The 13,874-nt window shown below is 40.4% G+C and carries 13 protein-coding genes; 9 read left to right on the plus strand and 4 right to left on the minus strand.

Annotated elements, in window-relative coordinates:
* Positions 1-123: 123 nt before the first annotated feature.
* From IPM34_10475 to IPM34_10510, 8 genes are all read left to right on the plus strand, one after another.
* Complete coding sequence (locus IPM34_10475) at positions 124-960, plus strand: hypothetical protein (protein MBK8955966.1); 837 nt, start codon at positions 124-126, stop codon at positions 958-960.
* A 103-nt stretch (positions 961-1,063) separates the two neighbouring features.
* Positions 1,064-1,276 (plus strand): DUF3098 domain-containing protein, encoded by a 213-nt coding sequence (locus IPM34_10480; protein ID MBK8955967.1) that lies wholly within the window; start codon positions 1,064-1,066, stop codon positions 1,274-1,276.
* A gap of 73 nt (positions 1,277-1,349) precedes the next feature.
* On the plus strand, positions 1,350-2,084 hold the full coding sequence (gene truB / locus IPM34_10485) for a tRNA pseudouridine(55) synthase TruB (protein ID MBK8955968.1): 735 nt from the start codon (positions 1,350-1,352) through the stop codon (positions 2,082-2,084).
* Positions 2,085-2,130: 46 nt separating this feature from the next.
* Positions 2,131-3,060 carry an ATP-binding cassette domain-containing protein gene (locus IPM34_10490; GenBank protein ID MBK8955969.1) on the plus strand — a complete coding sequence of 310 codons (930 nt, stop codon included), beginning with the start codon at positions 2,131-2,133 and terminating at the stop codon, positions 3,058-3,060.
* Positions 3,044-3,775 carry a gliding motility-associated ABC transporter permease subunit GldF gene (gene gldF, locus IPM34_10495; protein MBK8955970.1) on the plus strand — a complete coding sequence of 244 codons (732 nt, stop codon included), beginning with the start codon at positions 3,044-3,046 and terminating at the stop codon, positions 3,773-3,775. Before IPM34_10490 ends, gldF begins: the two co-directional genes overlap by 17 nt.
* Positions 3,747-5,471, plus strand: coding sequence for a gliding motility-associated ABC transporter substrate-binding protein GldG (gldG, locus tag IPM34_10500; GenBank protein MBK8955971.1), 1,725 nt, complete (start codon positions 3,747-3,749; stop codon positions 5,469-5,471). Before gldF ends, gldG begins: the two co-directional genes overlap by 29 nt.
* Before the next feature lie 3 nt (positions 5,472-5,474).
* Positions 5,475-6,500: a DUF4340 domain-containing protein gene (locus tag IPM34_10505; protein ID MBK8955972.1), complete on the plus strand. Its 1,026-nt coding sequence runs from the start codon at positions 5,475-5,477 to the stop codon at positions 6,498-6,500.
* A 220-nt stretch (positions 6,501-6,720) separates the two neighbouring features.
* Positions 6,721-7,977: a hypothetical protein gene (locus tag IPM34_10510; GenBank protein ID MBK8955973.1), complete on the plus strand. Its 1,257-nt coding sequence runs from the start codon at positions 6,721-6,723 to the stop codon at positions 7,975-7,977.
* Between the two features lie 277 nt (positions 7,978-8,254).
* Here IPM34_10510 and IPM34_10515 read toward each other — a convergent pair whose 3' ends face one another.
* The 4 genes from IPM34_10515 to IPM34_10530 form a co-directional block, all read right to left on the minus strand.
* Entirely contained in the window at positions 8,255-8,929 is a 675-nt protein-coding gene (locus IPM34_10515; protein ID MBK8955974.1) for a methyltransferase domain-containing protein, read from the minus strand.
* Between the two features lie 4 nt (positions 8,930-8,933).
* On the minus strand, positions 8,934-10,331 hold the full coding sequence (gene dacB, locus IPM34_10520; GenBank protein MBK8955975.1) for a D-alanyl-D-alanine carboxypeptidase/D-alanyl-D-alanine-endopeptidase: 1,398 nt from the start codon (positions 10,329-10,331) through the stop codon (positions 8,934-8,936).
* An 82-nt stretch (positions 10,332-10,413) separates the two neighbouring features.
* Positions 10,414-11,331 carry a succinylglutamate desuccinylase/aspartoacylase family protein gene (locus IPM34_10525; protein ID MBK8955976.1) on the minus strand — a complete coding sequence of 306 codons (918 nt, stop codon included), beginning with the start codon at positions 11,329-11,331 and terminating at the stop codon, positions 10,414-10,416.
* Positions 11,332-11,412: 81 nt separating this feature from the next.
* A complete protein-coding gene (locus IPM34_10530; protein MBK8955977.1) occupies positions 11,413-12,300 on the minus strand; it encodes a RimK family alpha-L-glutamate ligase in 888 nt (295 codons plus the stop codon).
* Positions 12,301-12,513: 213 nt separating this feature from the next.
* On the opposite strand from IPM34_10530, the gene IPM34_10535 reads away from it, so the two are divergent.
* Positions 12,514-13,788: an MFS transporter gene (locus IPM34_10535; GenBank protein MBK8955978.1), complete on the plus strand. Its 1,275-nt coding sequence runs from the start codon at positions 12,514-12,516 to the stop codon at positions 13,786-13,788.
* Positions 13,789-13,874: the final 86 nt, after the last annotated feature.

A 13,874-nucleotide genomic window follows, 5' to 3' on the forward strand; every position in this document is an offset into this window, starting at 1 on the left:
TATCATCTATTCCCTATCATCTATTACCCATTATCCTTGACCCATTTTTATCATTCGGCTTTTAAATTCGTATAATCCTTTTCTTGAATATGACTAACTTTGGGGCTTAAACCTCCTGCACCCTTGGACAGTACCCGTAAGAGTTTTCTGCTGCATGTCATCAATTATGCCTGGGTCTTGTTTCTTATAGGTCTGTCGATGCTGATCTGGTTTCATGGTTTTGGATTGGAGAAAAAATGGCTCACACAGGCCGTTATCGCTTTGGAATTAGAGCAAAATAGCTCTCCTGACCAACAAAAAAATATACAAGACTGGCTAAAAAACCAAAAAGAAGTTCAGCCCGGTTCGGTTCAGCAAATTGACGAAAAAGAGCTCCGGGAGTTTCTTCCCAACGATTTGAGAAGCGACAGTGCGAGAAAAGCAGCGCTTGGACTATTACCTGTTATCCTGATCTTTAAACTCGAACCCGCTATTTATAAAAACGATGCGTTTGAAAAGTTTCAGCAAAATCTGAAAGCGTTGAGCGGCGTACAATCCCTGAATTACCAAAACGAACTCACCACAGATATCAGTAAAAGCATCAGCCGCCTGCAGAAAGCATCATTGCTGCTCACCTTGTTGTTTATAGCCATTGGCTTTCTGATCAGCGATTACCTGGCCCAGGTGTTCGTCGATTCTCGAAGCAGTATGATCCACCAATGGAACCAACTTGGCGCAGCTGAATCCAGGATATTGAAAAATTACCTGAATCGTTCGTTATCTCTCGGATTGGCCAGTGCTTTGTTTAGTATTTGCCTTCTGGGTCTCGTATTATTCTTCATCTACCAGCTCCTGCCCTGGATTTATGAATGGCTGGAAACAATAAAATTCTTCTGGGTTCTGTTTATTTTATTGATTTTAGGACCATCTTTGCAATATATTTTGGTAAAAAGTAAGATTCAGACCTTAATCAGAACATAAAATGGGAGAAGCAAAATCTAAAAAAACAGGTGCTAAAGCTCCTGCACCGATCAGTTCAAAAAATCCGGAAACCACCAGCATTAAAACCAAAGTTCAACATGCTATGACTTATGGCAAGGCGCAGTTTAAATGGATGTTTATCGGTGTAGGCCTTATTGTTCTTGGTTTATTGCTCATGCTGGGGGGGGGTATGCCCAGCCCTGAAGTTTGGGATGAAAGCCTGATTTACAGTCCGATACGGCTCACCGTTGCCCCATTTTTGATCGTTATGGGTCTTGGTTTTCAGATCTACGCAATTTTTAAAGTAGAGGATTAAACCGCTTGCTCATAGGAAATTCCTCTTTCAATAGGATTTTTTAATCCTGCTTTCTTGTTTTTAATCATTCTGTTTGTCTGATCATAATCATTTTTTTGAAACCCCGGGTTTGCCTGGTACTGACTTTTGGAATGGCTGTTTCATTTTAGTTGATAAGCCCTATGGACTAAGTTCCTTCAGCATCGTGCATGGCATCAGAAAAGCGATCACAAGGCATTCCGGGTTAAAACTAAAAATAGGCCATGCAGGTACATTAGACCCCCTGGCCAGCGGATTGCTTATCCTTGCCACCGGAAAAAAAACCTCTGAAATTAACTTGTTTCAGGATCTCGAAAAAACCTACGAAGGGCGAATGCGACTCGGTTACACCCGAGCCAGTTATGATATGGAATCTGAAATTTCATCTTATGTTCCTCTTCCTGAAAAATCGAATGAAAAATTGGAATCTGTGAGATCCTCGCTAACCGGAAATATCAAACTGCCTCCCCCACTCCATTCTGCAATTAAATTGGGTGGAAAAAGGGCTTACAAGCTGGCAAGAGCCGGATCCGATATACAACTTGAGCCCAAGGAAATGATCATTCGCCTATTTGATATCGACACACAATTCTATCCTGAAATTAAATTCAAGGTAATTTGCAGCAAAGGCACATACATACGGTCGCTGGCCCACGAATTTGGACAGAAAATGTCCTGTGGTGCTTACTTATCGGCACTTACACGAACTGGAATCGGGAGCTACTCAATAAACCAGGCCTGGAACTACCGCGACTTAATCGCCAGATTGAACCAGCTCAACCAACGATAATTGATATCAAACGTTATAACTTTGCGCCTTAATTTTAATAGCTTTCATGTCGGTTGAAGTCAGGGATTTATCCAAAATTTTCGGTAGTCAAAAAGCCGTTGACCGCATTTCCTTTAAAACGGAAAAAGGGCAGATTCTGGGGTTTCTAGGGCCCAATGGTGCAGGCAAAACTACCACCATGAAGATGATCTGCGGCTTTCTTCCTCCGACATCGGGCGAAATCTATGTTTGCGGCACAGAGATCCGTGAGCAAGCTGAGCTTTCCAAAAGCCGGATCGGGTATTTGCCAGAATCCAACCCCCTGTATAAAGATATGTTTGTCCGCGAGTTCCTTTTGTTTTTCGGGCGATTGTGCAAAGTACCTCAAGTGAATTCCAGGGTAGACGAACTTATAGACATGACAGGATTGAAATCCGAATACAAAAAGCAGATTGCATCTTTATCCAAAGGATACAGACAACGGGTAGGTCTTTGTCAGGCTCTTATTCACGATCCCGAAATATTGATACTCGACGAACCTACAAGTGGACTCGACCCCAATCAGCTCATCGATATCCGACAACTTATTAAAAAAGTTGGCAAAGAAAAAACACTGATCTTTTCCAGCCACATCATGCAGGAAGTTCAAGCCTTATGCGACCGCGTATTGATTATCAACAAAGGAAAAATTGTGACAGACGAGCCCATCCAAAATTTGCTCTCGAACGCAGATAATACCCGGATCATTTTTCTGGAGTTTACTTCCGAAATCCCTGTAAGCGAATTAAAATCCCAGACTTACATAAGCAAACTGGAATCCCTTGGCAACGGCAAGTACAAAATCTGGTGCAAAGACCAGAATGATCCCAGAGCCGAATTGTTTAAGCTCGCTGCTGCAAAAAACTGGACGTTGAGGGAAATACGCGAAGACAAAACCGACATCGAAACGGTATTTAATCAACTTACTAAATCAAACAGCGATGTGGGTTCTGTTTAGAAAAGAAGTCGCCGGCTTTTTTTACTCCCTTATCGGTTACATGGTCATAGGGAGTTTTATGTTATTGCTAGGACTCATGATGTGGGTTTTTCCGGATTTTAGCATACTGTATTACAATTATGCAAGTCTGGAACAATTGTTTTCACTTGCTCCCATGATTTTTTTATTTTTAATACCGGCCGTAACCATGCGTTCCTTTTCAGAAGAAATGCAGGCCGGAACACTGGAGTTACTCCTGACTAAACCCATACGCGAATGGGAAATTGTTGGCGCTAAATTTTTAGCTTCACTGACGTTGTGCCTGATCGCATTACTCCCCACATTACTTTATTATATTTCCATTTATCAACTTGGTTCACCCAGGGGAAATATCGATTCGGGAGCAGTTTTTGGTTCGTACATTGGACTGATTTGTCTGGCTGCAGGATTTTGTGCCATTGGATTATTTACTTCAAGTTTATCGAAAAATCAAATTGTTTGTTTTCTACTGGCTGCTGCCTTGTGTTATTTATTCTATTTTGGTTTTTTCTTTGCATCCAAACTTCCTGTGTTTTTTGGAAAAACGGACGACCTGGTTCAGATGTTTGGGATGGATTATCATTATACTTCCCTATCTAAAGGGCTCATCGCCACTGATAATTTAATCTATTTCCTTTCCCTGGTCTTTTTCTTTTTGTTCCTGACTTATGAATCACTTAAAAGCAGACAGTTCTGATATGAAAATTGCCAACATCGAACGGCCTGTCAGAATTTTCATTGTCCTGGGAATTCTGCTTTTTATTAATGTGATCTCTTCTTTTCTGAATTTTAGTTTCGATTTCTCTGAAGAGAAAAGGTACAGTTTATCTGATGGCACGAAAGAAACCTTACGACGACTCGACGAAGAAATTTATGTTCGCATTTTACTCGATGGAGATTTTCCTTCCGGTTTCAAGCGTCTTCAAAATGCTACTAAAGATCTGCTCAATCAATTCAAAACTCAAAATGCTTATATAGACTTCATCTTTGAGAATCCTAACGATGGAAGTATAGAGGAAATTAACGACATCAGAGAAAAGCTCGGCAAAGATGGTTTAGCTCCAATCAATCTGAAAGTTAAATCCGGAACTGAATCTTCAGAACAACTTATATATCCCTATGCAATTTTTAATCTGGGCGAACGCAAAATTGCAGTGAATTTGCTTGAGCATCAACCGGAGCTCGATCAGGAAGCGAATCTGAACAACAGCATTTCTCAACTGGAATATAAATTTATCAACGCTGTTGAAAAAATACTTCGGAAAGAGAAGCAAAACATTCTGCTTACGACATCCAATGGAGAATTGGCAACTGAATATACACGTGCTGCAACCCAATTGTTAAAGCCCTTTTACAACGTTTTTCATTCAAATCTCGATAGCCTGTATGCCATAAAATCAACAGTTGATCTGGTGATCATCGCAAAACCGCTCCAGCCCTTTTCCGAACGCAATAAATTTATTCTGGACCAATACCTGATGCAGGGTGGAAAAATCTTATGGATGGTTGATGCCCTTCAAATTGGAATCGATAGCTTTACCTACAGACAAGAAATGATTCCCGAACCCCTTGAGCTCAATTTAGGGGATTTATTCTTTAACTACGGAATTCGTATTGAGCCAACCATGGTGCTCGATATGGAATGCAGTAAAATCGCACAAGTCATTGGTAAAATAGGAGATAAACCTCAGATAGAGTTATTTCCCTGGTATTATTTTCCGGTTGCTGCTCCTTACAACAACCACCCTATTGTAAATAATATCGACCGGATTTTATTGGACTTTCCGGCACGGATCGATACGGTTAAAACAGCTTCTAACGTAAAGAAAACTCCACTCATCGTTTCTTCGCCTTACAGCCGTTACCAATTGACTCCGGCAAAAGTTGGGTTCGATATCCTGAGGTATCCACCCGATCCGGCAAAATTCGATAAACCTCATCTGACTATGGGCATTCTGCTCGAAGGGACTTTTAATTCACCATTTACCAATAAACTGGAAACATCGATGATCGATGCTTTAAAAAAATTAAACCTTGAATTTAAACCAGTCAGCACACCAACCAAAATGATCGTGGTAGCAGATGGAGATCTAGCTCGAAATTTTTACGATCCCAATACCGACAAACATTCGCAAATGGGCTACAGCAAATTTGAAAAAATCAGCTATGGTGGAAATAAAAGTTTTATCGTGAATGCTGTCGAGTATTTGTGTAATAAAGAAAATATCCTTGAAGCCCGATCCAAAGAATTCAAAATCAGATTACTCGATCAGGTTAAAATTGATCGCGAAAAGACGTTTTGGCAATTTTTAAATATCGGGCTGCCCTTTATATTGCTGATTGGCGGTGGTTTTGTGAATTATTACTTACGCAGAAAAAAATACATGGCATAATACATGAATAAAGGCAACACACTTTTCCTACTTGCGGGAATATTCCTGGCTTTAGGCGCATTGAGCTGGTATCTGATGATGAAGAAGGATCCTGCTATGGAACAACTCAAGACAGAACGTGAATTTGCTGTAAAAAGTAAAGATCAAATCGAATCTATTATACTCAACAATCGTATTGGAGATTCCATATACTTATCCAAAAATGAAGCTTACTGGACCTTAAATGGGCGACACAAGGTATTTCCCAATGCCATCGCGAATTTATTGCAAACCCTGGTCAGTGTAAAAATGCAATCCATTCCACCCAAAACCTATTACCAATCCATCATGGATGGAATTCGCGGCTCTGGCATAAAAGTTGAAGTTTATGGCAAGAATCAAAAACTCATGAAATCTTACTGGGTAGGCGGAGCGACGCTAAGGGAAGATGGAAATTTCTTCTTAATGGAAGGATCAAACCAGCCTTATATTGTTTCAATTCCATCCTTCGTGGGCAATGTGCGGGAACGATATGACCTGAGCTACAATGATTGGCGAGACCGATCCTTGATTGATATCGATCCGGCAAATATTTCATCCGTCACCCTTGAATATCCGTTTCAATCTCATAATTCTTTCAAAGTCGAAAAAAGAGAAAATAAATTCTTGCTGCTCGATATTATGCAGGCCAATAAACAACTCATGATACAAAATCCCAAAGCACTGCAAAACTATTTTCAGTCATTTGCGGGTATTGGCGTAGAAGGAATCCAAAACAAACACCCGGAAAAAGAGGCCATTGCTGCACTTACTCCTTTTTGTAAAATGACAATTCTAGCCAATGGCCTGGACAGTGCCATGACTTACAAATTTTATCCCATCATGGAAGATACGTCCGGTCAAACTAAAATAAATACCGACCCCAGGTTCACTGCGTCAGGAGAATTTTTCAGACTGCATGTGGTTCGAAGCGACGGTGATTTTTTATTGGTTCAATTTCCGGTCATCCAACCAATCCTTCGTACGAAATACGATTTTCTGGGACAGTGAAAAGTTGATAGTTAACAGTTGTCAGCTCAAAGAGGAATTTATCTGATCCCGACTCTTCGCATACTTTGTTTTTTAAAAAATAGATGATCACCTGGAAAGTGTGTTCTGAGATGAGGTAAAACATTCATTCAGGGCATTCAATAAATGATTTCCCAGGTTTAATAAATCACACAAAAAACAATGTACATGAAATTTATATTTGCCTTACAGCACTCTGATTATGCGCAAATACGCGACTGCAATATTAATTCTTAGCTTCTACACACATACAAACCTACAAACCGATTCAGTGGATTGGGGATTTTTCGGACATAAACTCATCAATCGATTGGCCATATTTACATTGCCCTCTGACCTGATCACATTTTACAAGAAAAACATCGAATACATTACGAGTCATTCAGTAGATCCCGACAAAAGGAGATATACAGTAAAAGCAGAAGCCATCAGACATTATATAGATCTGGATCATTGGTTGCATAAACCAGTTGACAGCCTGCCTTCAGACTACGCACTTGCGCTCTTAAAATTTGAAAGTTTCTATATCCTTAGTGATGCAGACACACTTTTATTGTTTGAAACGAATAAAGTGGTACCAAATCTATCCAGCTTCTATGGAAAACAGGATAGCCTGTACTTTTCTAAGCAGATTGTTGAGTTACTTGAACCGGAACATTGCGCAATATCCATCAAATTGTTTCAGAAATTATTTTATAATCATATACTGCAAGAATACGATCCCGATGCCTGGAATGTTGACCTAACGATATTACAAGACTATTTTATACAGAAAGTCACTCCTGATTACCGATTATCAATCATCGACACCTTTTCAAAGCATGGTATATTACCATACCACTTTACAAGAGTCTATAAACAACTTATTCAGGCTTTTGAAGAAAAGGATCACCCAAAAATTCTCAGGTTGTCTGCCGATATCGGACATTATCTGGGGGACGCGCATGTGCCTTTACATACCAGTAAAAATTACAATGGACAACTCACGAACCAGACAGGCATTCATGCATTCTGGGAGAGTAGGATTCCCGAGTTGTTCGCAGAACAGGATTTCGATTTTGTAGTAGGGCCGGCATTTTTTATAGAAGATATAAACAGGTTTATATGGAATATCCTGTACGAAAGTCACTCATTTGTTCCCGCATTGCTTGAAAAAGAAAAAACACTGAGTCAAACCTACCCTTTTGATAAACAATATTGCTTTGAAACCAGAGGCAGCACGACGGTGAAGCTACCCTGTAAAAAATATGCTGAACGGTATTACAAAAGTCTCGATGACCAGGTCGAACAACGCATGAGAGCATGCATTCGAAATTTGGGCAGTGTCTGGCTAAGCGCCTGGATAGAAGCAGGCCAACCGGATCTCTCAGAGGAATTTGAAGTTTCAAAAGAATCAAAAACAATTGCAACTGATTCAACTGCACTGGAATTGGTCACACCTCAAAGAGTTCATGAGTAGTAAATTGAATGAGAAAGAAGTTAGTTTCGAGCTCGGAGCAAAAGGCTTAAGGCGTAAGGCTGAAGGCGTAAGGCTGAAGGCTTAAGGCTGAAGGCGTAAGGCGTAAGGCGTAAGGCGTAAGGCGTAAGGCTGAAGGCTGGATTCTGAAGGCTTAAGGCTTAAGGCTTAAGGCGTAATCATTATGCATTATCTATCATCTATCATCCATCATCTATCATCTATCATCCATCATCTAACATCTATCATCTATCATCCATCATCTAACACCAATCCTCCATCATCTGGAATCTAACTTCGCCACAATTATATACTGGTATTCCAGCATGAGGTCATCGGATTCGACAATGGAATAACCCGCATCTAATATTTCCTGTTCTACTTCTGATTGAGCCATCCTTGAATTTTGAGAAGGACCAATCGGAGTGAGCTTCTTCTTGAAATCGACGATCATCAGGCGGCCATCCGGTTTGAACTTAGGAATCAGATTTTTAAGGTAGTTGATGCGATCATTTAAATAGGTGTAGGTATTCGCTATAAATATAATATCGACTTCTTCGGATTTTAATTTTGGATCATCTTTGTCTGCAAGTCTGGCTTCGAACCGATCCTGCAATTCTTTTCTGTAATAGTTTTTTTCCTGATTCATCAAAAGTATTAAATCGGGCTCAATATCCACAGCAATAACTTTTCCTGCTTCATGAATAAATCGAAATGAAAAATACCCGCTTCCTGCGCCAATATCAGCAATGACTTTGTTTTCCAGAGAGCCTAATTTATGAATGACGTCGTATGGTTTTTGCCAAACTGTGCGGTCTCTGATTTCATGTTCTTTGACCATTTGCAACGAACTGTCTTCAGCGGAAGCCTGCCGCAAAGTTCCAGAAGTTCCATCCTTTTGATCTTTACAGGAAACCCAAAATAAAATAAATCCAAGGATCATGAATATTTTCATCGCATTATAGTTTAAGAAGCATCACTTTATCCAGGAATTTGGCAATATGTTTTTGAAGCAATTCCGATTTTCCGGGATCATTGTTGACAAATATAGCAATACCCGCTACCGGCTTTTGGTTCTTCACCAGGTAACCTGCATAAGCCCTGACTCTTTCCATACTTCCGCTTTTCAAATGAAGTGCCGTATGAGCATTTTTTTTGGGACTCATGTATTTTTTCAATGCTCCCGATTGGTGAATATCGGGTAGAAGCTTCCAATATTGTAAATCATCCTTACAGTACCTGTATCGTTCGAGAAACTTCAACATGTTTTCGGCAGATATGAAATTCTTAGGCGACAATCCACTCCCATCCTCTAATTCAAATGCTTCATCTCCAAAAACTTCCCTGCTCAGCTTGTCATCTATATATGCTAATATCGAATCCCTGGTTGTGTTTTTTAAATAAACAGAACCCAGTTCATGCAAAAAAGATTCACAATATAAATTTACACTCCGGTACAATGCCCTTTGGATCAGTACATGCAAAGGTGGAGAATAAATGTGGCCGATATAAATTTTGTTGGCCCTGTTGCTATCCCTCTCATATCCTGATCCCTCCATGTCGCCAATTTCCAATCCCGACAACTTCAATTTTTCAGTCAGCATTTTAGCAAAATAGAGCGAAGGATCATGCATCGCAGCTCGAAAAAACAAAGTATCCTGAGTACAGCATTTCCACTTTCCCCGAATCCACTTTTGATCAGAATTAGAGTTACCTAAAACAAAAACCTCAGTTCTTTCAGTGCTGCTGTTGCCTCTGACTTCCGAATGAAATTTTTGCAAGCCATAGTCTGGCCATATTTCGGCGACCGGACAAATTTCTCCCGGTTGTGGAGCAGCAGACAACCCCAATGAAATTTCATTTTCCCTGAAATTGAATGCAGAACAACCCGCCCCGTAATAGTTTCCAAGATCGTAATACAACCATTCCGGATTTTCCGGAGGATCATTGATGTAACTATTCTCAATACGGATGCCTCCCTGAATTGATTTGATTCCATTTTTTGTGCAAAAATTACTGATTATTTGCACTATAGAATCTATTTGCACGGCTTCCTTCAAATAAGGAGAACAAAATGAAGGATCTCCACTTCCCACAAAAATCAGGCAACCATTGAAGATACCCGAATCGATAACCTGGCCGCGAAGCAATATTTCTGTTTTAAACTTAAACTCCGGACCTAACGTATCGATAAGCAGAGCCGATGTTATCAATTTAATAACTGAAGCAGGAATCAGGGTTTTATGTTCGTTTTGTTTCAATAAAATTTTCCTGGATTCAAAATCTGTAAATTGTACAGCAAGCTGTGCATGTTTGAATACAGGATCATTGATAAATTCATTAAATGCTTTTTTCAATTGCCGTTTAGACAAGTCCTTTTGCGACAGACCGACATTCGCAGACAAAATGCTAAGGAAGCAAAAAACTATAATTTTCAATTTATAAGATCGTAACATGTTTTTCATCTTCAAATGCCAGATGAAACATTCCATCTCCAACGTTGACCAGAGGTGCATTGTTATGGCTTAAAATAAATCCGTCGCGGGAAGCATGCATCCTGGTTTCGCGTTGTGCAAAAGGATCAGTTAATATAGCCAGTAATTCTCCTTTTTCAACAAATGTACCTGCTTCCCTTTTATAACGTACCAATCCTCCATCGTGAGCACGTTCCCAGCTTGTTTTTCTGTAGATTTTTTTAACGACTCCTTTGAGCACCGGCACATCAATCATTTGATGAGCTGCTAAGGTTTCTCTGATGAGTTGTTGACCCTGCTGCACTATAAAGGGATCCAGCCGATGGGCCTCTCCTCCTTCGAAAACCAAAATGGGCTTGCCCATGTCTTTCGCAACTTTTCGCAATGATTTGGATACGACATGTTTTTCCACAATTAAGGGAAAATTGGATTTTACAGCCAATGCCTTGGACTCCGGATGTTTTGAAGAATAACGAAGTTGCGGATAATTCCAATGTTTATCACCTCCACTGTGAAAATCAATTCCAAAGTCTATAAGGGGTAAAATTTTTCTTGTAATGATTTTGGCAATGCGCGATGCTAAACTACCGGAACTTGTTCCCGGAAAACTCCTATTGACATCTTTGCCATCGGGTACGTCTCTCGAAAAATTTATAAAACCAAAAATATTAAGCAGTGGTATCGCGATCACGGTCCCCGCTTTCAATTGAGTAAACATTTTCTGCGCGACTGCTGATCTGACAATTTCAACGCCGTTGATCTCATCGCCATGCATTCCTCCCAGCAAAAGAATGGTAGGGCCTTCCTGTTTACTCCTGAATACAAATGTAAATATCGAAATGCTGTTTCCTGAAGGCAATCTGCCGGCTTTGATGCGAACCATTCCCGAACTGCCCGGTGGAAAATCCTGTCCCTGTAAGTTGATTTCCTGCATGATCTTTAAAAAAATTTTCTCAGCATGTACTCAATGGTTTTGCTCCCTTACTTTTTTTTCGAGGAATTCAATGATTTTACCTGCGATATCGACACCCGTTGTACCTTCTATACCCTCAAGGCCTGGAGAAGCATTTACTTCTAAAACCAAAGGTCCCCTGGAAGATCGCAATATATCGACACCGGCAACCGGAAGATCCAGCAACTCTGCTGATTTCAATGCTAATGATTCTTCTTCAGCACTCAATTTAACCACAAAGGAGCTCGCTCCGCGGTGTATGTTAGACCGGAACTCGCCGGGTACCGCCTGACGCAACATGGCTCCGACAACAACACCATCAACTACAAAGGCTCTAAGATCTGATCCTCTTGCATCCTGAATAAATTCCTGAACCAATACATCTTCTCCTACCCTGTGAAATCCTTCGATAATACTCAATCCCTGACTTCTTGTCTGTGTAAGAATGACCCCAAGGCCCTGTGTACTCGACAACAATTTGATCACGGCTTTATCTTTGGCGATCTGGTCATACACCAATCCTGCACAGTAATCTCCGGCAGAAATTCCGGTTTTAGGCACATCAATTCCATGGCTTGCTAAAAACTGCATGCAATGCAATTTATTTCTGGCTTTTAGAAGAGCATTGGCAGTTACCGTTGTTGGGATGCCCATATACTCAAGTTGCCTGATCACGGCAGCACCATATTCGGTTGCAGAGGCTCCAATTCGGGGAATCACCGCATCGATTCCATTTATAGGGTCCATACCCATATAAAGCTGGGGCCTATTCTGCTCAATGATGATGTTGCACATCAAATGATCGATCACATGCACATAATGACCCCGTTTCTGAGCAGCCAGGATCAAACTTTGTGTACTGTATAAACTCGCGTTTCGCGAAAGGATTAATATTTTCATAAATCCTTGTTGTATCCAAATTATGTGGCAAATTAATCCGTTTCCGGCATTTTTTAAGCTTTTGGTGTTGGGCTCCGTTGAGAAAGTCGAATGATGGCCCCCGATGAAAATTGTCGCTGTGTATGATTTCAGAGGAAGCTTTCGAAATTCAATTGCGATTTGGGATCAAGAATTCAGCACAATCTTTGTATTCTTGTTCAAAGATTCGTGGATATGGAGCAATCTAAAAAAGCCCAATGGGGATGGGTCATGTTTGACTGGGCGAATTCCGCTTATTCACTCGTTATTTCAACTGCAATTTTCCCGGTTTATTTTCTTGAGTTTTCAGATCCTTATTTTCAGTTTGGTTCTGTATCCATTGCGAATGCTTCGGTATATGCATATTCTGTGTCCATAGCATATCTATTGGTCTGTTTTCTATCTCCATTGCTATCCGGAATAGCAGATTATGGAGGCCATCGAAAATTATTCATGAGGATTTTTACAACAATGGGAAGCTTTGCTTGTATGAGTTTGTTTTTTTTTGATGGTCCGGCCACTCAAATTTTAGCATTGAGTTGTTTTATGTTGGCTACGGCAAGTCATGCCAGTTCCTTGGTATTTTATGATTCGTATCTCAATCAACTCGTTCCTGCAAATGGTGCAGACAAACTCAGCGCCAGAGGTTATGCCTTTGGGTACATCGGAAGTGTTATACTGATGTGTCTGAACATTGCCATGATCCAAAAGCCAGAGTTGTTTGGTATCCTGGATGCATCCGTGGCCACCCGAATCGCATTCTTAAGTGTAGGGATCTGGTGGATCAGTTTTTCTCAACTCACATTTATCTGGTTACCTTCAGATAAAGCAACCAAATGGCAATCCAACTGGATCACTAAAGGATATGGAGAACTCAGCAAAGCCTGGAATTATCTGAAGTTGCATCCTCATTTAAAGCGATTTCTTTTGGCCTTTTTTTTTTACAGCGCCGGGGTGCAAACCGTGGTTTATCTGGCCAGTTCTTTCGCAAAACAGGAATTGCGTTTTGAAACAGGAGAATTGATCGTTGTTATATTGTTATTGCAATTGGTTGCAATAGGAGGTGCTTATCTGTTTGCATTCATCTCAAAGAAAACCCATAACTTTTATGCCATGAAGATCATGATCCTGATCTGGGTGTTCATTTGCCTGTTTGCTTATTTCGTTTACAGCCAAATGGAATTCTATTTTCTGGCCACCATGGTGGGTCTCGTACTTGGAGGCATTCAGGCGATTTCGCGATCCAGTTATTCGAAAATGTTGCCCAAAGAACATCCGGACATGACCTGCTTTTTCAGTTTTTACGATGTGGTGTATTATGTTTCCATTGTTTTTGGAACATTCCTTTTTGGATTTATCAATCAATTGACACAATCCATGCGACTAAGTGTATTGGCACTGATGGCGTTTTTTGCGGTAGCTTTTTTCATCATCAGAACCATTCCAAACAATCAGTTGAGAGAAGAATAAAGTCCTGATCACTTAGACTTTTCGACGTTTCGACGTTTCGACGTTTCGACGTTTCGACGTTTTGGCGTTTTGACTTTTCGACTTTT

The sequence above is a fragment of the Saprospiraceae bacterium genome (assembly GCA_016716185.1).
Lineage (GTDB): Bacteria > Bacteroidota > Bacteroidia > Chitinophagales > Saprospiraceae > Vicinibacter.